This window comes from Mesorhizobium sp. B2-6-4, from assembly GCF_006441495.1.
Taxonomy (GTDB): domain Bacteria; phylum Pseudomonadota; class Alphaproteobacteria; order Rhizobiales; family Rhizobiaceae; genus Mesorhizobium.
Genome location: NZ_VFUE01000004.1, coordinates 193,315 through 212,265, shown reverse-complemented (window position 1 = coordinate 212,265; position 18,951 = coordinate 193,315). Strand labels below are relative to the sequence as shown.

General features: G+C 59.5%; 21 protein-coding genes. 15 read left to right on the top strand and 6 right to left on the bottom strand.

The features are described from left to right. Positions 1 to 11 precede the first annotated feature (11 nt). Positions 12 to 2,750, bottom strand: coding sequence for an MFS transporter (locus FJ426_RS07635; protein WP_140825109.1), 2,739 nt, complete (start codon positions 2,748 to 2,750; stop codon positions 12 to 14). A 177-nt stretch (positions 2,751 to 2,927) separates the two neighbouring features. Between FJ426_RS07635 and FJ426_RS07630 the strand changes: the two genes are divergently transcribed. From FJ426_RS07630 to FJ426_RS07605, 7 genes are all read left to right on the top strand, one after another. Further along, complete coding sequence (locus FJ426_RS07630) at positions 2,928 to 3,641, top strand: cyclic nucleotide-binding domain-containing protein (protein WP_140825156.1); 714 nt, start codon at positions 2,928 to 2,930, stop codon at positions 3,639 to 3,641. A 100-nt stretch (positions 3,642 to 3,741) separates the two neighbouring features. Continuing rightward, entirely contained in the window at positions 3,742 to 3,918 is a 177-nt protein-coding gene (locus FJ426_RS31280) for a hypothetical protein (protein WP_181176927.1), read from the top strand. 417 nt (positions 3,919 to 4,335) lie between these two features. Continuing rightward, positions 4,336 to 4,863 (top strand): GNAT family N-acetyltransferase, encoded by a 528-nt coding sequence (locus tag FJ426_RS07625; RefSeq protein WP_140825108.1) that lies wholly within the window; start codon positions 4,336 to 4,338, stop codon positions 4,861 to 4,863. Positions 4,864 to 5,148: 285 nt separating this feature from the next. Then, on the top strand, positions 5,149 to 5,694 hold the full coding sequence (locus FJ426_RS07620) for an iron transporter (RefSeq protein ID WP_140825107.1): 546 nt from the start codon (positions 5,149 to 5,151) through the stop codon (positions 5,692 to 5,694). A gap of 106 nt (positions 5,695 to 5,800) precedes the next feature. Beyond that, on the top strand, positions 5,801 to 6,160 hold the full coding sequence (locus tag FJ426_RS07615; protein ID WP_140825106.1) for a cupredoxin domain-containing protein: 360 nt from the start codon (positions 5,801 to 5,803) through the stop codon (positions 6,158 to 6,160). Next, positions 6,157 to 7,005 (top strand): FTR1 family protein, encoded by an 849-nt coding sequence (locus tag FJ426_RS07610; protein ID WP_140825105.1) that lies wholly within the window; start codon positions 6,157 to 6,159, stop codon positions 7,003 to 7,005. The genes FJ426_RS07615 and FJ426_RS07610 overlap by 4 nt, the downstream gene beginning before the upstream one ends. Beyond that, positions 7,002 to 8,417, top strand: coding sequence for a 4Fe-4S binding protein (locus FJ426_RS07605; protein WP_140825104.1), 1,416 nt, complete (start codon positions 7,002 to 7,004; stop codon positions 8,415 to 8,417). The genes FJ426_RS07610 and FJ426_RS07605 overlap by 4 nt, the downstream gene beginning before the upstream one ends. 12 nt (positions 8,418 to 8,429) lie before the next feature. Here the strand turns inward: FJ426_RS07605 and FJ426_RS07600 are convergent, their stop codons facing one another. After that, entirely contained in the window at positions 8,430 to 9,593 is a 1,164-nt protein-coding gene (locus tag FJ426_RS07600; protein ID WP_140825103.1) for an NnrS family protein, read from the bottom strand. Positions 9,594 to 9,854: 261 nt separating this feature from the next. On the opposite strand from FJ426_RS07600, the gene FJ426_RS07595 reads away from it, so the two are divergent. Beyond that, positions 9,855 to 10,247, top strand: a complete 393-nt coding sequence (locus FJ426_RS07595) for a hypothetical protein (protein ID WP_140825102.1) — start codon at positions 9,855 to 9,857, stop codon at positions 10,245 to 10,247. Positions 10,248 to 10,390: 143 nt separating this feature from the next. Continuing rightward, entirely contained in the window at positions 10,391 to 10,867 is a 477-nt protein-coding gene (locus FJ426_RS07590; RefSeq protein ID WP_140825155.1) for a plastocyanin/azurin family copper-binding protein, read from the top strand. A gap of 60 nt (positions 10,868 to 10,927) precedes the next feature. Here the strand turns inward: FJ426_RS07590 and FJ426_RS07585 are convergent, their stop codons facing one another. The 3 genes from FJ426_RS07585 to FJ426_RS07575 are packed head-to-tail and all read right to left on the bottom strand — an operon-like array spanning position 10,928 to position 13,309. After that, on the bottom strand, positions 10,928 to 11,182 hold the full coding sequence (locus FJ426_RS07585; RefSeq protein ID WP_140825101.1) for a DUF2249 domain-containing protein: 255 nt from the start codon (positions 11,180 to 11,182) through the stop codon (positions 10,928 to 10,930). Positions 11,183 to 11,219: 37 nt separating this feature from the next. Then, positions 11,220 to 11,804: a UbiX family flavin prenyltransferase gene (locus FJ426_RS07580; RefSeq protein WP_140825100.1), complete on the bottom strand. Its 585-nt coding sequence runs from the start codon at positions 11,802 to 11,804 to the stop codon at positions 11,220 to 11,222. Beyond that, entirely contained in the window at positions 11,801 to 13,309 is a 1,509-nt protein-coding gene (locus FJ426_RS07575; RefSeq protein ID WP_140825154.1) for a UbiD family decarboxylase, read from the bottom strand. The genes FJ426_RS07580 and FJ426_RS07575 overlap by 4 nt, the downstream gene beginning before the upstream one ends. Here FJ426_RS07575 and FJ426_RS07570 point away from each other — a divergent pair. The 6 genes from FJ426_RS07570 (at position 13,267) to ric (ending at position 18,277) form a co-directional block, all read left to right on the top strand. Continuing rightward, a complete protein-coding gene (locus FJ426_RS07570) occupies positions 13,267 to 13,902 on the top strand; it encodes a hypothetical protein (RefSeq protein WP_246675516.1) in 636 nt (211 codons plus the stop codon). The genes FJ426_RS07575 and FJ426_RS07570 overlap by 43 nt on opposite strands. Positions 13,903 to 14,059: 157 nt before the next feature. Then, the gene (locus FJ426_RS07565; protein ID WP_246675508.1) at positions 14,060 to 14,479 is read left to right on the top strand and encodes an SCP2 sterol-binding domain-containing protein; all 420 of its coding nucleotides are present in this window, start codon (positions 14,060 to 14,062) and stop codon (positions 14,477 to 14,479) included. Continuing rightward, positions 14,476 to 15,474, top strand: coding sequence for a peptidase U32 family protein (locus tag FJ426_RS07560; RefSeq protein WP_140825097.1), 999 nt, complete (start codon positions 14,476 to 14,478; stop codon positions 15,472 to 15,474). Before FJ426_RS07565 ends, FJ426_RS07560 begins: the two co-directional genes overlap by 4 nt. A 4-nt stretch (positions 15,475 to 15,478) precedes the next feature. Then, positions 15,479 to 16,378: a U32 family peptidase gene (locus FJ426_RS07555; protein ID WP_140825096.1), complete on the top strand. Its 900-nt coding sequence runs from the start codon at positions 15,479 to 15,481 to the stop codon at positions 16,376 to 16,378. 22 nt (positions 16,379 to 16,400) lie between these two features. After that, positions 16,401 to 16,931, top strand: a complete 531-nt coding sequence (gene mog, locus FJ426_RS07550) for a molybdopterin adenylyltransferase (RefSeq protein WP_140825095.1) — start codon at positions 16,401 to 16,403, stop codon at positions 16,929 to 16,931. Positions 16,932 to 17,581: 650 nt separating this feature from the next. Next, on the top strand, positions 17,582 to 18,277 hold the full coding sequence (gene ric, locus FJ426_RS07545; protein ID WP_140825094.1) for an iron-sulfur cluster repair di-iron protein: 696 nt from the start codon (positions 17,582 to 17,584) through the stop codon (positions 18,275 to 18,277). Positions 18,278 to 18,507: 230 nt separating this feature from the next. Here ric and FJ426_RS07540 read toward each other — a convergent pair whose 3' ends face one another. Beyond that, positions 18,508 to 18,867 carry a hypothetical protein gene (locus tag FJ426_RS07540; RefSeq protein ID WP_140825093.1) on the bottom strand — a complete coding sequence of 120 codons (360 nt, stop codon included), beginning with the start codon at positions 18,865 to 18,867 and terminating at the stop codon, positions 18,508 to 18,510. Positions 18,868 to 18,951 lie beyond the last annotated feature (84 nt).

Sequence of the window (18,951 nt, the reverse complement as noted above, 5' to 3'; positions counted from 1 at the left end):
TTTGCCTTTGATTATTCGGCTGCGGCCGGTTGGACGGATGCGCCACGCTTGGCACGCTCGATGTCGTGAAGAAGGCCGCCCTTGCGGGTGTAGACGGCCCAAGTGATGACGAGGCAGCTGACGTAGAAGATCAAGAACCCCCAGAGCGCGGCGCTCGGCCCGCCCGTCAAGGCGATCGAACTGCCATAGCTCTTCGGGATGAAGAAGGCGCCGAAGGCTGCGATCGCTGACGTAAAGCCGGTGATGGCGGCGGACTCCTTCTCCGCCTGCCGACGGCGCGTCTCTGCATCTGCCGTGGGCATTAAGCGGCCCATCTCCTTGGCCATGATCACCGGGATCATCTGGAAGGTGGAGGCATTGCCGACACCGGTGGCGAAGAACAGCAGCAGGAACGCAGCGAAGAAGCCAAGGAATGCGCCAGGTTGATCCTTGATGCCAATGAACCACAAAACCCCTGCTGCACCCGCGATCATTAGGACGAAGACCCAGAATGTGACTCGCGCGCCGCCATATTTGTCTGCCAGCCACCCGGTGCCCGAGCGCGACAGGGCGCCGACAAGCGGGCCAAGAAAGGCGAACTGAAGCGCGTTGACGTCTGGGAACAACATTTTCGTGAGCAGCGGGAATCCGGCCGAATAGCCGATGAAAGACCCAAAAGTTCCAGTGTAGAGCCAGCACATGATCCAATTGTGCCGGCGCTGGAAGATCACAGCCTGTTCCGTGAAGGATGCCTTGGCCGAAGCGATGTCGTTCATGCCGAACCAGGCTGCAAAAGCCGAGATCGCAATAAACGGCACGAAGACGAAGCCGGCATTCTGCAGCCATAAGGGCGCCTCGCCCGTCGGTCCCTTGACCATGGCCGGATCGCCACCGAACCAGCCGAATATCCCGGCGGTGATAGCGAGCGGCACGACGAACTGGACGACGCTGACGCCGAGATTGCCAAGGCCAGCATTGAGCGCAAGCGCATTGCCTTTTTCCGCCTTCGGGAAGAAGAAGGAGATATTGGCCATGGACGAGGCGAAGTTGCCGCCGCCAAGGCCGCAAAGCAACGCCAGCATCAACAGCACGACATAGGGCGTGTCAGGATTCTGCACTGCATAACCTATCCCGACCGCCGGGATGAGGAGCGACCATGTCGTTAGGGTCGTCCAGAGCCTGCCGCCGAAAATCGGCACCATGAAGGAATAGAAGATGCGCAGCGTCGCGCCCGAGATTCCGGGCAGAGCTGCAAGCCAGAAGAGCTGGTCGGTGGTGAAGGTGAAGCCCACAAGCGGAAGCTTGGCGACGACGACGGACCATACCTGCCAGATGGCAAAAGAAAGGAGAAGCGCCGGGATCGAAAGCCATAGGTTGCGGCGTGCGATGCGGTGGCCGCTTTCAGCCCAGAATACCTTGTCCTCCGGACGCCAGTCCGTGAGAGCATCACCCGATCGGGCTCCTGTCACGGGCTTGGGCATGCCCTGCATTTCGGGGAACGGCGGGAGCTTGGCGAGGGCTTCACCGGCGACTCCACGTTCCATCTGGCGGATGGCCACGTGCATCCACAGGAGTGCACCAGTGACCAGCACAAAGAGCGCCATGAAGCAGCTCGTCCACAGGCCGGTGAGGTCAAGCAGCAAACCGAACAGGATCGGCAGCAGGAAGCCGCCCAGGCCGCCGATCATCCCGACGAGGCCGCCGACCGAGCCCACATGCTCGGGATAGTAGACCGGGATGTGCTTGTAGACCGCAGCCTTGCCGAGAGCCATGAAGAAGCCCAGCACAAAGATCGTGATGACGAAGCCGACGAGACTCATCTCCAGGTGGAAGGACGTCGCACCCTTGAGGCCATGAATCACGTAGTCCGTCGGCGGATAGGACAGGATGAACGTCGCCACGACCGAGACCAGGAAGGTCCAATAGAGCACGCGGCGCGCGCCAAAGCTGTCGGACAGGTGTCCACCATAGGCCCGAAAGAGACTCGCCGGCACCGAGAAGAAAGCTGCAATCATGCCGGCCGTCTTGATGTCGAGGCCGTAGACGTTGATGAGATATTGCGGCAGCCAGAGCGCGAGCGCGACGAAGGCGCCGAAGACGAAGAAATAGTAGAGCGCGAAGCGCCAGATCTGCACGTTCTTCAGGGGTTCAAGTTCGAGCCAGGCACTTTTTGGCTTTATGCCGGACTGCCGCCGCTCGACGATAATGGGGTCGTCCTCCGTCGTTAGCCAGAAGATGACGGCCATGACAACGAGGGCTGCGGCCCAGACTTGCGCCACGACCTGCCATCCGAAGGCTACGAGCACGAAAGGGGCAAGGAACTTGGTGACCGCGGCACCGACATTGCCCGCGCCAAAGATGCCAAGCGCTGTCCCTTGCCTTTCCGGCGGGAACCAGCGCGACACATAAGCAACGCCAACGGCAAAAGAGCCGCCGGCTATGCCGACGCCGAGGGCAGCCAACAGCATTTGCGGATAGGTGTGAGCATAGGACAGCAGAAAGGTCGCGACAGCGGCGGCGAGCATGTTCGCCGTGAAGACGATCCGGCCGCCATAGCGGTCCGTCCAGATACCCAGCACGACCCTAATGAGAGAGCCCGTAAGAATTGGCGTGCCGACAAGCAAGCCGAATTGCGTTTCGCTGAGGCCAAGTTCCTGGCGCATGCGAATGCCGATGATGGAGAAGATGGTCCAGACGGCGAAGCAGACCGTGAATGCTGCCGTGCTCGCACCCAGGATTTGACCGGACTTCGGATACACAGTCGTTTGCATCGTCGACGGCCCCTTTGACAGTTGGTCCATGGGAGCGGAAACATGTCCGCCCAAAGCCAAAATGGCCAAACTGGCGCCCTGCGACATTGATCTAGGTCAAGGACTGCTGTGACTTCTGTCACGAATGATGCGGCAGTGTGGGAGAGCCGCGATCGAGGGGACAATCTGTTGCATGGAATGACGGATGAGGAAGTGGCACCGGAAGCGCTGCGGCTGTTTCGGGCGCTGTCCGTAGCCATGCGCACCGACCTGCTACGAAACGCCGTGGTGCACAGTGTAGCCTCAGGCACCGTTTTGTTCGAGCAAGGCGATGTGCCGACCTTCCAGCTGATCGTGCTGGCAGGATCCGTGCAATTGTTTGGACGATCAGCCGACGGTCGAGAAGTGCTGATCGAGGCCGTTCGGTCCCAGGACCTCGTTATCCCTGCCGCTGTCTTGACCGGGGCGCCCTACCTCATGCAGGCCCGGGTGCCTGAGCCTTCGCGCCTTCTGTTGATTCATGCGGCGGCGTTTCGGGCGGCCGTGGAGACGAACCCCCTGCTGGCACAGGCGGTGATCGGAAGCCTCGCACAACAGTTTCGACGTATGGTTCGGCAGATCAAAAGTCTCAAGTTGAGGACCGCGATACAGCGTGTCGGGTGTTACCTCTTGGCCCTGTCACAGAAGCAGCGTACTCCAGACAAAGCGGTCCTGCCGTTTGAGAAGATGCTGATTGCCTCCGAACTTGGCATAACTCGAGAATCCTTTTCGCGTGCGTTGTCCAGCCTGAGCAACTCAGGCATTCAAGTCCATGGCCAAATTGTCGTAATTCATGACGCTCTTCGGCTGGCTGCCGAATGCGGATACGACCCCGTTACCGACGGGCCAGATACCGATGACTTCGTCGTCTGATTGACCAAAGTTGCGGCAATCACCGCTTTCGGTTGATCCAAGTCAACGCCTGTCCGTCACTCTTGCCGTCACCTCAACCAGTTGAGGGAGGAGAACAGGTGTGCCAACGGACAGCTCGACGATCACCATCTTAGTGTTGGATGTCTTTGCCTTCCTCGCGGTGCTGGCGTACGCCTCTTTCGAATCGCGTCATAAGTCACGCAAACAGCGCCGTGCGACGATCAAAACGGATTTGGACAAAGAACCTCGCCAGAATTCAATCAAGCCGAAAGTCTGAAGCGCCAAAGATGAGATGGCGACCTGTTATCAGGGGAACCTTAAGGATAGGTCCTTGCTCATCCCACTCCTGCACCGGTGGCCCTGCAACGTACGGATGCATCTTCAACACGGTCTGCCAGATGGTGGGAAAGTCCGCACCTTTGCTGCGCGTAAAGTTGCACTCCCTGACTAGCCTGGAAACGACATCGGCCATTGGGCGCGACCTCTTCGATAAACTGCTGAATCTTCGAAGACACTTTGATCTCGGTCACCGCATTGATCTCGATCAAAATGAGCCGACATTTCTCGCCCGAGCGGCCTAACTTCACTCGCGTCTTTGATGCGCATCAAAGACGCGACTGTCATCGGCTGCCACTGTTTCGGCGATGAAGCGGAGCTCCATCCTATCGAAAGAACTCGAGATTGCAGGCGACACATGACTACGAACAGCAACGGCACTCTTTCCACACGCACAGGATTTCGCTTCGAGATACGCCGCGCACGGCCCGAAGACGAGCCTGCTTTGGCAGAGTTCTTCTCCCATGTGACGCCGGATGATTTGCGGTTTCGCTTTCTCGGCGGGCTGAAGGTGGTCTCGCATGAGCGGCTCGTCGCGATGACGCGTTCGGACGATGCGGATATACACAACTTCCTTGCCTTTTCGATGAACGGGTTGCTGATCGCCGTTGCGATGTTGGCATGCGATCAGCCTCGTCGGCACGGAGAAGTCGCGATCTGCACTCGCGAAGATCACAAGCACCTGGGCGTCAGCTGGGAGTTGCTCTCATACATCGCGAAATATGCCGAGGGGCTAGGCCTCGACGCTATCGAGTCGATCGAGAGCCGCGAAAACCGCGCCGCGATCGAACTCGAGCGCGATATGGGCTTCACCGTGACGGCCTACCCCGATGATCCGACGCTTGTTCTGGTTCGGCGACAGCTGGGTTGCGCGGCACCTTGTTGAAGCAACGGCCAGCAGAATACCCGTCGAGTTGGGGATGAAACATGGGGCCATTTCGCAACCGGCGCGATCGGCTGACATCAGAGGCGGCCCCCAGTTTCAACAAAACGTTGTGTTCTTTGCGCTGGCGCAAAGAAGCGGCTGATCCCGCAAATAAGTAGACAACTCCGATCATGTTTGTCGGTTCACCTGACCCGGTTCCGGGATATGTCGGAACCCGTTTCGTTGCCGATCCGGAAATATCAGCCGAAGGCAAGGATCGTCGCCGTCGATAGCAAGGAGCAGTCAATGTCTCGTCAGTTGATCATATTTTCATCCATCGCAGCTCTGCTGGTGGCCGCTTCAGGAGCTTGCGCGCTGGAATACCCCATCGGCCAACCTAACCTGATGAACGGCATGGAGGTTGCCGCCGTCTATCTGCAGCCGATCGAGATGGAGCCAGCTCACATCATGAGGCCCGCGGCCGATTCCGATATGCATCTGGAGGCCGATATCCATGCCACGCGTGACAATGCCAATGGCTTTGCCGAAGGCGATTGGATCCCCAACCTTAGAATCGAATATCTGCTGACCAAGCTCGATGGCAATCAGAAGGTGGGCGGCGTTTTCATGCCCATGGTGGCCAGCGACGGTCCGCATTATGGCGATAACGTGAAGCTGATGGGACCAGGCAAATACAGCCTTCAACTTAGCGTTACCTCTGAAGGGTCCGACGCGTCCTCGCATTTCGGAAGACATGTCGACAAGGAGACGGGTGTCGGAGTTTGGCCCGAGACCTTTCACGTCGAATACGAATTCACCTATGCCGGCGTCGGCAAGAAGGGCGGTTACTAGACCCTGGGTCAGCTGCCCGCTTCGAAATTTGTAGCTCCTTCTGCATTGCAATCTTCCGGCTCCTTGAGCGCAACGCAGAGCGACAAAACAGGACAGACAGCCGAAAATGACCGCCTTCCTCCATTCGACGCTGGTCGCCATTGCGATCTGCCTTCTGGCAACCGCGCACCCCGCATCCGCTGATGAATATCCGAGCTTCGTCGTCGAACTCAGCGATGGCGCGATCACGCCGCGATCAATCGAGGTGCCGGCCAACGCACGCTTCAAACTGGAGCTTCGCAATACCGGCTCCAGTCCTGCCGAATTCGAAAGCGTTGAGCTGCGCAAGGAGAAGGTGCTGGGACCCGGCGTCACATCCTTCGTCGTCATCCAGCGTCTTGATCCCGGCGAGTATCGCTTCTTCGACGATTTTCATCCCGGCATGCCGCCCGCCATACTCATCGCCAAGGAGCCTGCGATCCAATGACCGCTCTCTTCGGACAGGTCGCCTTCGTGGTTTGGCGCGAGAGCATGGAGGCACTTCTGGTCGTCGGCATCCTGCAGGGATGGCTGACGCATCACGCTGGCGCGAGAGCCACAACCGGACGATATTTCCTTTGGGCCGGCGTCGCCGCAGGCATCGCCGGGGCCGCCCTTCTGGCTTTGGTCATCCTGTCCTTGGCGAGCCTGCTCGAAGGAGACCGAGAAGATTATTTTCAGATCGCCATGGCCGGACTGGCCGCCCTGCTCATACTGCAGATGGTCGTCTGGATGCACAGGCAAGGCAGGGGACTGAAGCAGGAACTTGAACGCGGCGCAGAGCGCGCGCTGACTGGCCGCAACTGGTTGGGGCTTTTCTTCCTGGCTGCTATCGCTGTGATGCGGGAAGGCAGTGAAACGGTTGTTTTCCTCTACGGCCTTTTGGCATCGGCGAGCGAAACGACATTGCCCGGGACACTTATGGCCATCGTCGCGGGGTTCGCTTTTGCTGCCGCGCTCTATTGGCTGATTCAAGTGGCCGCCAGGCGCTTCCCCTGGTCTATATTCTTCCGCGCCACGGAGATCCTTCTGTTGGCGCTGGCCGCATCATTAATGATGGCTGCTCTTGACCGCGCCATGGGGCTGGAACTCATCCCGCCGCTATCCGGATCTCTGTGGGACACGTCCTGGCTTCTGGACGATACGGGTAGGCTCGGCGGCATTGTTGCCGCCATGACAGGCTATCGCGCTCGGCCCGAACTGATGACGGTCCTGGTTTACGCGCTTTACTGGATCGCCACCGTCGCACTGCTGCGATCAGCGCGGCCTCATCCCGCAGAACGCGCGCCATGACGATACGGGTCGCGCCGCAACGACACGTTCAGCCCGTCCCGCCGAGCGACGTCTGGCAGAGGCTTGCGGATTGGCTGCGTCGCAATCAACGGTCGATCCGGGTCGCACAATGGTCCGTCGTGCTGATCTACGCGATCCTGCTCGTCGTTCCCGTCTTCCTGCCTCTTCCGGACGACATGGCCTATTTGTGGACCAATTTCACCCGCTTTGCGCAGTTTGCCTTCTGGGGTGTCTGGTGGCCGCTCGTGCTCTTGAGCACCGCGCTCGTCGGGCGGATGTGGTGCGGCATTCTCTGTCCGGAAGGAGCGATAACCGAATTCGTCAGCGGACGTGGGCTTGGGAGAGCGATCCCGCGCTGGATGATGTGGCCCGGCTGGCCCACGATCGCCTTCGCCTGCACAACGTTGTACGGCCAGATGACGAGCGTCTACCAGTACCCCGGTCCAACGCTCCTGATTCTCGGCGGCTCGACTTTGGCGGCCGCCGTGATCGGTTATCTCTACGGGCGCAACAAGCGCGTGTGGTGCCGCTATCTCTGTCCGGTCAGCGGTGTCTTTGGCCTACTGGCTAAGCTGGCTCCGCTGCATTTCCGTGTAGATCCGCAGCTCTGGCAACAGTCCCAGCTCTCCGGGATCAAGCCCGGGGCTGTCAATTGCGCGCCGCTGGTGCCGTTCCGTACCATGCGCGGTGCCGCCGACTGTCACATGTGCGGACGGTGCAGCGGTTTTCGCGGGGCAATCCGTCTGGCTCGCCGTTCGCCGAACCATGAGATTGTTCATGTTGCCGGGAACGCAGCCAAACCCTGGGAGACGGTACTGATCGTCTTCGGCCTTATGGGTCTGGCCGTTGGCGCATTTCAATGGTCTGTCAGTCCTTGGTTCGTTACCGCCAAGCAGTGGATAGCGGGGTGGTTGGTCGATAGCGGGGTGATCTGGCCGCTCGAAGCCACGGCGCCTTGGTGGATGCTCACCAACTATCCTCAGAGGAGCGATGTGATGACGCTCCTCGACGGGGCGCTGCTCGTCGGCTACGTGCTTGCGACGGCTATCGCCTGCGGCACGTTGACGGCATCGATGCTGGCATTTGCCACACGTAGCCTCGGTCCATGGCAGCCAGCCCGATTTCATCACCTTGCCCAAGCACTGATACCCTTGGCCGGCGCTGGGGTCTTTCTCGGCCTGTCCGCGCTAACGGTCAGCCAGCTTCGTTCGGACGGCATCGGACTTTCATTCGTCGGCCCCCTGCGCGCCACGATGCTCGCGCTGGCGACTATCTGGTCCGGAGTGCTTTGTTGGCAGGTGACGGGTCTCTACAACCGGGAACCTGGCCGACGAGTGCTCGCGATATTCTTCATCGGGTTGACCATGATCGTCACCGACGTCGGCTGGCTTCTGCTTTTCTGGGTCTGGTGAGCCGGCATCATCTCACATGTGCGGTATGAGCACTCCACGAAAGGCCACCAGAAACAGACCGAAGGCGATAACCCAAAAGGTGCTTGAAAGGCTGGTTAAAGCGGCGCCATAGCTGGGCAGCAAGTCGACCAGAAGGCGCGACAGGCAGCAAATCGTCATCGCCACGAACGCACCGGTCGCCAGCGCCGAAGCCGCGAAGGCGCGGCGGCTGTGCTTGCGGATCATGCTCGCCATGACAGCGAGGGCCATCGTGCCGATGGCACCGATTGTCCATGCATGAACCGCAGCCGCCTGTCCCAGCCATTCCGGTGCTAGAATGTGGATCGCCAGAAGTCCGAAACCCACGATGATCCAGCCATATCCTATATGAAGGGCAAGAACCGTCGCCGAGGCTGCGCTTCGCCAGCCGTTCCATTGGGCGGCTCGCATGGTCTGACCGCAGGCGGCAAGCGCACACGCAACGCCGGTGAGTTGTGCCTGCGGCGCAACAATCCACAAACCAAAGGCGCACGCTGCCACGACCGCCACCGCGCACTCCAAAACGGCGGACCGATCGATGAATATCCGGCCGCCGGCGCTCTCGACATAGGCCACCGTCAAAGCCGGCACCACCCGTCCTCCGATGATCATGATGAGGCCGATGATCGAAGCCAAGGCCAACCGCAGCGCGAATTCTACTTGATAGGACGCTGCTACAAGCGTGTTGCCACCGCAAAAGACAAGCAGCAGAAACAGTATCTTCAGGTTGCGGCGGTCGCGGCTCGCGATCACCCGTCCCGCCGCGATCAAGAGGAGCGTCAGCACCAAAAACGCAGAGAGGGCAAGGCCGGCCGAATGCGACAGAAACAGGAAAGTCCCCCGGCTGCACAGCCATAGAGCAACCAGCAAACGCGTGGTAAGTGGGGAGACTGCGCGTCGTCCTGTCCATCGGGGCAGCGCCGTCAACAAAAAGCCAGTCAAAATGGCTGGAACCATTCCAAAAAAAAGCACGTCGCGATGCCAATCGCCGGGAGATATCCCGGTCGGGCCGATGGCCTGTATTCCGAACGCTGACGGCAGCCAGACCGCCGCGCCTACAATCGCGTCCAACCCCGCGATTAGAAAAAATGGCCGAAACGGCGCCGACATCTGCCTCTGCTTCGCGTCGAAAGCAAGCACACTCCCGTCGGCAACCATGCAACAATTCCTCTACGGGGATGACTGACACGACACCCTCGTGCCGCTTCTCAACTCACAAGATCGGCGGTCGGAAAAAACTCAATCCGAAGGCAATACCGTCGATGATCGGTCTGCGTGTTTGCTCCAGCGCAAACAGGCTGCAAAATGGTCGATTATAATCAAAACAATTTTCGAGACCGCGTCTGCCCACTGACAAGGCGCACGGCGTCCGGTCGCGTTGCGACCGGCTGCGAAATGTCTGCCCTAGGAGCGAAGAAGATGAGACAAAACGTTCCATTGAGTAGTATTGACGACGGTTCCCGGCGCTTTGCCGACATGGCCGTTGTCGGCAGGCTGGCAAATTTGATCAAGGACGCCCGGCTCGATTGTGAGTGCCGTTCCAGGCTCGACGAAACGCTGGCGCGATTTACGGCTCTGGAAGTCCGGCGCGCGGCACGCGAGCATCTTGCCAACGCCCGCAGTCAGCGCGAGCGCATCGAAGCCATTCTCTTCTTCCTGCAGGATCTCGATGAAATGGGCGCAGCCGAACGGGATCGCAGCGTCTACATGGATCTCGCTCTCCTGTTTGACGATATCGCGAGCACCGCAAAGGAGGGTGCATTTTCGATGCGGCAACTCAGTTTATCTCCGGTGCAGACGGGCCATAGGTGATCAGCGGCAAGAACTGGTGAAGGCTTGAGGCGGCCCTGCCAACCCGGTTCCGCCGATCGCGGTCCAAAACAGGGCCCGCGGCCACCTCCGGCATGGGTGAAACTCAACACATTTCACAAAGGAGAAATCGCGTGAAGAAATGCATGATGCCAACAGTCGCCATGGTCCTCTTCGCCGCACCGGCGCTTGCGACGGGAATGCATTCCGGCACTCATGACGGCCATGAAATGATGATTATCGGTCAGCCGGGCATGGCGGCCAAAGCAGACCGTACCATCGCGATCAGCATGGTCGAGAACGAAGATGGATCGATGGCGTTCGATCCGGTCTCAGTCACAGTGAAACAGGGCGAGACGGTGCGCCTGGCCTTCACCAATGAAGGCGAATACGACCACGAATTTGTCATGGACACGCATGAGCAGGTGATGGAGCATAAGGCCGGGATGGAGAGGCTTCCCGACATGGAACACGCCGACCTCAATGCGATCCGCATCGGTCCCCAAGGAAAAGGCGAGATCGTCTGGGCCTTCACCAGCGTTGGCAAGTTCGAGTTCGCCTGCCTGATGCCGGGTCATTTTGAGCTTGGAATGAAGGGGGCCCTCACGGTCACTGCCAACTGAGTCTTGAGGTGACAAGATCGGTCGATCGACGTGTGCGACCTCTTTTCGTAGAGCTCGACATCACTGCGCAGGTTGAGGTCTTCCTATCTCGATCAGCCATTCTGGTGGCCCCGTTCTAAGGCAAACCCAGATGTGTTCGCCAGCAAAGAACGCTTCGAACTGACGCCTGAGTCTATCAGGATCGAAATCGAGAACGACCACAAATGTCTGACCGGGTTTGAGTCCGTCGAACATTGACAATACAGCGGACTGCTTCCTTTCAGGTGGAAGTTTCCGTACGTCATATGTCGCGCCTTTCGACGTCTGCAAATTCATTGCTATCCTTGCACGTTGAGCCAATCCATCAGGATGATCACGCGGCGGCGACTTTCTTTTCGCCCCAACGCGTAAGCTTGTCGCCCGGGTCAACGCCCGCCCAGCCAATCAATCGGGCAGCCATCTCGACCACCATTTCCTCGATCGAGGCAAGCTTGACATAGAACGGCGGTACTGGCGGTGCGATGACTGCGCCCATCCGTGCTAGTCTCAGCATCGCGTCGAGGTGCCCTTCATGGAGCGGCGCCTCGCGTGGAACAATGACCAGCCGGCGCTTTTCCTTCAGGACGACATCGGCGGCCCTGGTGAGAAGATTGTCGCCTAAACCGTGCGCCATAGCCGCCAAGGTCCGCATCGAACAGGGAACGACGATCATGCCATCCGTTCTGAAAGAGCCGCTGGCGATTGGTGCGGCCAGGTCCTGATAGGAATACGCGTGGTTGGCGAGGGAGGTCAGTTGGGCAAGGCCGTCGGTGCCGAGCTCATGTGGGATGGCCAATCGCGCGCCCTTGGAGACGACGAGATGCGTCTCCACCCCGGCCCTGACCAGCTGACGTATGGTCTCCAGCGCGAGCACGGAGCCGGATGCACCAGTGACACCGACTATCAACCGTTTGGTCATTGTTGCCCCTGAGCGATTGTCTGCGAAAAAAACTCGTTCCATCGTTGGGATACCTGCTCCTCGATATGAGTTGACATCGTCAGCTCCTTTCCCCATTCGCGAGAGGTCTCGGACCCAATCTTGCGCGTCGCATCGAACCCGATCTTTCCCCCAAGCCCTTCGAGCGGCGACGCGAAATCGAGCTGATCGATAGGGGTTCGATCCACCTGCATCAGATCGCGCGAGGGATCCATCCGGGTGGCGACCGCCCACATCACGTCCGGCCATGATCGAATGTCGATATCGTCATCCACCACGATGACCATCTTGGTCATCGAAAACTGCGGCAGCAGGGACCAGAATCCCATCATCACGCGCCTGGCCTGTCCGGCATACTTCTTGGCGATCGAGATGACCGCAATCCTGTAGGAGCAGGCTTCCGGCGGAAGCCACACATCAACGATTTCCGGTATCTGCTGGCGCAGGAGCGGCTTGTACACATCGAGCAGTGCCTCGCCGAGAACCGAGGGCTCGTCGGGCGCGCGCCCGGTGAACGTGGTCAGGTAATTTGCCCCGTCGCGAACGCGAACGCGCTTGAGGTTGAATACGGGGTATCGCTCCGGCGCGTTGTAATATCCCGTGTGATCGCCGAAAGGGCCCTCCAGCGCAGTTTCCGTTGAAGAGACGGCACCTTCAAGCACGATTTCCGCACTGGTTGGCACGTGAAGCATGATGCTCTTGCAGGGCGCCAATCCGACTCGGCGATTATTGATCATTCCGGACAGTGCCAGCTCCGACACGCCTTCAGGCGCCGGCATCACCGAGGCGATCAACGTCGCGGGATCTGCCCCGATGACGACCGCCACCGGCGTCTCTAGGCCCCTCGCCTGCCATATCCGATGGTGGGCTGCTCCGCCTCGCATGGGAAGCCATCTTATGATCGCACGATCACGGGCTAGCACCTGCATCCGATATATGCCCAGATTGTATGTGCTCGGGTCGTCCTCGCCAGGCGGGCGAGTAATGACCACTGGCCATGTTATTAGGGGGCCGGCGTCTCCCGGCCAACAAGTCTGGACGGGAAGAAGCGAAAAATCCGGATCGGCATCTCGCCACTCTCTAGGCGGGGAGACTATCTTCGGCCGCGCCACAAGTGCACCGCGCGCTGCAGGCAACATCTGTCGAGCCTGACGAAGGTTCTGTGGGGCCTGAGGCGATCTCATCCACGCAAGGAGAGCGCCCAGGGTCTCCAGACCGTGGAGGTCGGTGCCAAGGCCCCAGGCTACACGTTCCCGGGTGCCGAAAAGATTTGCGACGACGGGGAAGGCTGACCTGACGCCGCGATCGTCGACAGGCGCCGTCAGGCGGAGCGCCGGGCCTTTCGAGGCAATCACCCGCTTGTGTATCTCGGTCAGTTCGAGTCGGGTCGAAACAGGCACGCCAACCTCACGAAGCTGTCCGTTCCGATCGAGGAACGAAAGGAATGAGCCGAGATCTGAAAACAAGGGAAGGCAGCGGTGATGCATGGCGAGATCCGGCCCGACCGGTTCGTCGGCGAACAATTCTGGCATCAGGTCTGACGAAGAACTTTGCGCTAGCGCAAAGAGCGAACGATCCGTCCACGCTATTTTCCCTCTCACAACGTTCCGAGGAAGGCGATCGAGGCAAAGGATTTCACATGGCAGGCAATCTCATCAGCGGAACTGTCGAAGCTTGGCGGTCCGTAATTTCCCTTCTCACGGATCGCCGGCGGAGCAGAGCAGCGACAAGAGAATTTTGGGCAATGGGTTTGGATGAGTGCACAGGCATCTTGAATGACATCGGTCTATCGCGAAGCGAATTCGACGAAGCCATGCGGCTACCTTACGCTTCGCAAGACCTGCTTTCTTCCGCGATGCGTTCGATTGACATCGATCCTGACAGCTTTCAATCGCTGGAAGCTGCGCACCGTTTCATGTCACGCATCTGCATCACCTGCCAGCATCGCCGCCAGTGTCATGGCCACCTGGCCGCCTTCGATTTCGAAAGTCACTATCAGGATTTCTGTCCCAACAGTGTGAATTTCGCGGACTTGCAGGCAGACGGACGCAGCCAGTCGATGGCCGGAAAGACCTGCTGAACGGTCTCATGTGGATAGGATGTACTGAATGGTGACGATTAGCACGGAACCGACATTGCCAGCGGTCATTCGTCATCTTTTCCCACCTTTTGCCGGACTTCCCCTCGGGCCGTTGCTGACGCTATCGTTGCGCTCGATGGCTAGGCGACAGCCCCGATTGTTCGACCGCCTGGGCGAACATCGAACAGCTTGCTATTTCATCAACCCGGTCGACCTCGCCTTCGCATTTGCCGTCGTACCGGACGCAGAGCGTTCGATCGTTCGTGTCGTCAGGAAAAGTGAGGCTGCGACATCAAGCGTCCAGATCAGGGGACCTATTCTAACACTGTTGAGCCTGCTCGACGGCACGCTGGATGGCGATGCGCTTTTCTTCAGCCGGATCATCTCGATCAGCGGCCGCACGGAGGCGGTGCTCGCGCTGAGGAACACAATCGAGGACGCCGAGCTTCGCCCCGCGGACCTACTCGGCCTGCGTGGCTTCCTAGCTCGTCTCGCCGATACGGGCATTCTCGGCGCATTGAGCGTTGCACGCCAAATGGCCAATCGAAATTCCAGACGCGAGGCGCCGGAGGCATGACAAGCGAACGCATGGAACTTGTCTGCCCGGCCGGAACCCCCGCTACATTGAGGGCAGCCGTCCAGGCAGGCGCGGACGCAGTCTATTGCGGATTTCGCGACGAAACGAATGCCCGGAATTTCCCGGGGCTCAACTTCTCCGGGGAAGAACTGGCCGAGGGCGTCCGCTTCGCGCATGACCACGGCAGCAAGGTTCTCGTCGCCATCAACACATTCGCGCGTGTCAACGATGTCGACCTGTGGAAAAAGGCCGCGGATACCGCGGCCGAATGCGGCGCAAATGCCATCATCGCGGCGGACATAGCCGTCCTTGATCATGTCGCCAAGAACCATAAACAAATTCGTCTTCATCTGTCGGTACAGGCTGCGGCAGCAACGCCGGAAGCAATCGGATTCTACGCGAAAAGTTTCGGAGTTCGTCGCGTCGTGCTGCCGCGGGTCCTTTCGGTTCAGGAGATCGCGGCGCTCAACTGCGCGATCGACGTGGAGACGGAAGCATTCGTGTTCGGCGGCCTTTGCGTGATGATCGAAGGCCGATGCTATCTCTCTTCATACGCGACGGGAAAATCGCCAAATCTGAATGGCGTCTGTTCGCCACCCGAAATGGTGAGTTACGACGACGAGCCGAACGGCACGGCGGCACGGCTTTCAGGGTTCACGATCGACCGCTGCGAGCCCGGCGAGCCAGTAGGCTATCCCACTTTGTGCAAGGGCAAATTCAAGGCCGGCGGCAAAACCTCCTATTTGTTCGAGGATCCCGTCAGCCTGAACGCTGGCGGGATGATTGCCGGGCTGAAGGCCGCCGGCGTAACCGCCTTGAAGATCGAAGGACGCCAGCGCGGCAAAGGTTATGTGACGGAAGTGGTCCGCGCCTTCCGGAAGGCCGTTGACGCGGTCGAGCAAGGCGGCGACGCCATCGAGATCGATCGGATTCTTGCTGGCCAGTCGGAAGGTTCCCGGCAGACGGCAGGAGCGTACAGCAAGAAGTGGAGATAGCACCTTGTCCGCAATTGCGTTGACGCTTGGGCCGGTCTTCTTCCACTGGTCGCCCAACCGCCTCTCGGACTTCTATCGCAGGATAGCAGACGAGGCTCCGATCGATCGGGTCCATATCGGCGAAGTCGTCTGCGGCAAGCGGATGCCGTTTTCCGACCCCGTCTGGCCTGAGATCATCGAACGCCTCGAGCGTGCCGGAAAGGAAGTGGTGCTGTCTACACTGGCAGCACCGGCGACCGTTCGGGAGCGCAGAAGCATCGAGGACCTCTGTGGCGACGATCGGCTGATCGAGATCAACGACGTCACCGCCCTGCCGTCACGCTCCGGCAAGCCCTTCGTGACAGGCCCGTTCCTGAACGTTTATAATGAGGCTTCCGCGCAATTCCTCATTCATCGCGGTGCCAAAACGATATGCCCGCCAGTGGAATTGTCGCTCGCCGCCATCGGCGCCATGGCCGGCGCATGTCCCGAGGCGGAATTCGAGATTTTCGTCTTCGGTCGGTTGCCGCTCGCGCTTTCCGGCCGATGCTACCACGCGCGCATCCACGGCCTTCACAAGGACTCCTGCCAGTTTACCTGCGAGAAAGACCCGGACGGTCTCGCTGTCGACACGCTCGACGAGCAGCAGTTCCTCGCGATCAATGGCGTGCAGACGCTCTCCAACCAGGTGCAGGCCTTCTGCCCCGCACCCGCGGATCTCATCTCCAGAGGCGTCCGGCGCATCCGCCTGTCTCCGCACACGTGCGACATGATCGAGGTGTCGAGCACCTATAGAGCGCTTGTCGACGAGGCGGAGGATCCCAAGGCTGCTCGCTTCATCCTCTCGTGCCTCGATCTGCCCGGCACGCTCGTCGATGGATACGCCCATGCCAGGCCCGGATGGCAAGCGACCGCTTCGATCTGAAGTTGGATCTCGAACGGAAAAAATGACCCAGATTGCAATCGTTACGGTGTCAGACCGTGCAAGCCGCGGCGACTATGAAGATCTTGGCGGGCCTGCCATTGAGCGCTGGCTTCGACGTGTCGTGGCGTCGCCGTGCATCTTCATCCGTCGCATAGTCCCTGACGGCGTGGAAAGTGTCCGGAATGTGCTCATCGAGCTTTGCGACCAATGCGGCGCCGATCTTGTCCTGACGACAGGAGGGACCGGTCCATCTCCGAGGGATCTTACCCCAGAGGCGATGCAGCAGGTCATCACCAAGGAACTTCCCGGTTTTGGCGAACTCATGCGGCAGGCCAGCTTGCGGCAAGTCCACACTGCCATTCTTTCGCGTCAGACTGCGGGAGTGCGCGGCCGTTCGCTGATCATTAACCTGCCAGGCAAGCCGGCTTCGATCGACGTGTGCCTGAACGCCGTCTTTCCTGCCGTGCCTTACTGTCTCGAACTGATCGGCGCAGCGCCAATCATACCCAAGCGATGTTCGGATGATCCCGCGTCGACAGCGCCTTTAGATTAGGAGCTGCGGCCAATCACCTGATCCATGGATCGTAGCTGCGAGAGGGCGACAACGAGAGAGTTCCTGACTGTTTTCTCAAGCGAGTTGCGATGCGTCACACCTGTTAGAGCTTTGAGACGCAACATGCGAGCAGGGCGGCTTGGCATGGCACGGCGTCTTTGCGATCACATGGCGCAGGCGATCGGCATCGTCGGCCATTGCGGCTTTGGCTGGCCGCCGATCAGGGCATAAGCCTGCGGCCTGTGCGCGACGGCCGGATGAAGCGCACCGGACACCCTTATGCCTCCTGCGGCTGAAACAGCGGAAAACTCTGTTCAATCGCCGAAGACATCGGGCCTTATCACGCTAGGCGATCAGGTGCGCACCCCTGCCCGGACACGCAGGATCCGAACTTGAGAAATTGGTATGTTCTTTGAGCCAAATGCCCTGAACTCAGCCGCGCCGCACGCACTCAGGCTTCCCGCTGGGAGGCTGACGGCGATAGCTTGGTGATCTGCTCCTCTTTGTTCCAGCGCAAAGACGCGGACCTTTATCTGGGCAATTCATGGTCCAACGGTTGGCACGATTTCGTCCTCGAGACATTGCGTCGCGTCGAATGGACCCGCTTGGAGTTTCAAAGCCGTTGTGTCGAAAATGCATGGAGCTTCGTCATGAACACTCAATTCCCAGTTCCAGAACTATGGGAACGCACCGTCGGCGACATAGCCGCAACGCTGCCTGGCGCCACCGCCGTTTTCCGCAAATTCAAGATCGACTTCTGCTGCAATGGCGATCTCACCCTCGATGGCGCCGCGCACCGGCGCGGAGTCGATCCCGACGACCTTGAGCGCGCGTTGGAGGCGCTTGGTACCGACACTGCGGGGACAGCGGCGCCGGCTGCGATGGACAGCGACGAACTGATCAACCACATCGAAGCCTGCTACCACGAAGCGCACCGGCGCGCTCTGCCCGAGCTCATTGCACTGTCGCGTAAGGTTGAGGCGGTGCATCGCGAACATCCGAAGGCGCCAGCCGGCCTTTCGGATGCGTTACGGCAGATGCAGAGCGAACTGGAGCAACACATGGCCAAGGAAGAGGCCATTCTGTTTCCGGCAATGCGGCAATGGGGCAAAGGCAAGTTCGATATCCCGATTTCGGAACTGCGGCACGAGCATGACGACCAGGGCACCTTGCTTCGGCTTCTCGAAAGCCTCACCGGTGACTTTGCCACGCCCGACGGAGCCTGCCGCTCCTGGCAGGCGCTCTACGTCGGCACGGCTCAGTTTGCCGAAGACCTGATGGAACACATCCATCTGGAGAACAACATCCTGTTCCCACGGTTCGCGGCAACGGGAAGCCGCGTCTAGCCGCCTAACGTCGACGACGACTGCAGCTATGCGGATCTCTTAGCGAATCCTGGGCTTGGTGCTGGGTGAGGTAGCGACTGTGTTGTCGTCAACACCAACTCGCTATGGACCGACGCGCCTTTCCAGTTCGTCCAGCCTGTCCCTGATGTCGTTGGCATCGGCCAGGTCTTCGCCCTGCCCTATCCTCGTTTGGGCTGATCTCACAACGGCCAATGGCGTGGCGGAAAAACCTAGTGGCGGTCGCTAAAATAGCTACGGGCTCGCGATAACACTTCCTCAGCGGTGACCGCATCGACGAATTCCACGCCAACGACACGACCTTCGGTCTTCTGACGGCATATGCGCTCGAGCAAGCCGACACAGCTCGATCTATTTCCGATTATAACCCATTTCTTCCTAGCTTCCAGAAAGCCAAGAATCTCCCCGAAGAAATCATCGTCTCGACGTTGGCCTTTCTGACCATCATGCATCAGCCGCTTGTCACCAATGAATTCAGGTTCTCCAGCGACTGACGGCGTTGCAGCGTCTTCAAAAAGAAACACTTTTGCTGTTCGGAATTCCAGCCACACAACAGCGTGATCGATTGACATGCCTACCCCAGCTATCCTGCGAGATATCCGGTGTGGGCGTTTGCCGCGCATTTGATATCGTTCGGCGGCATCGGCAGTGCACAG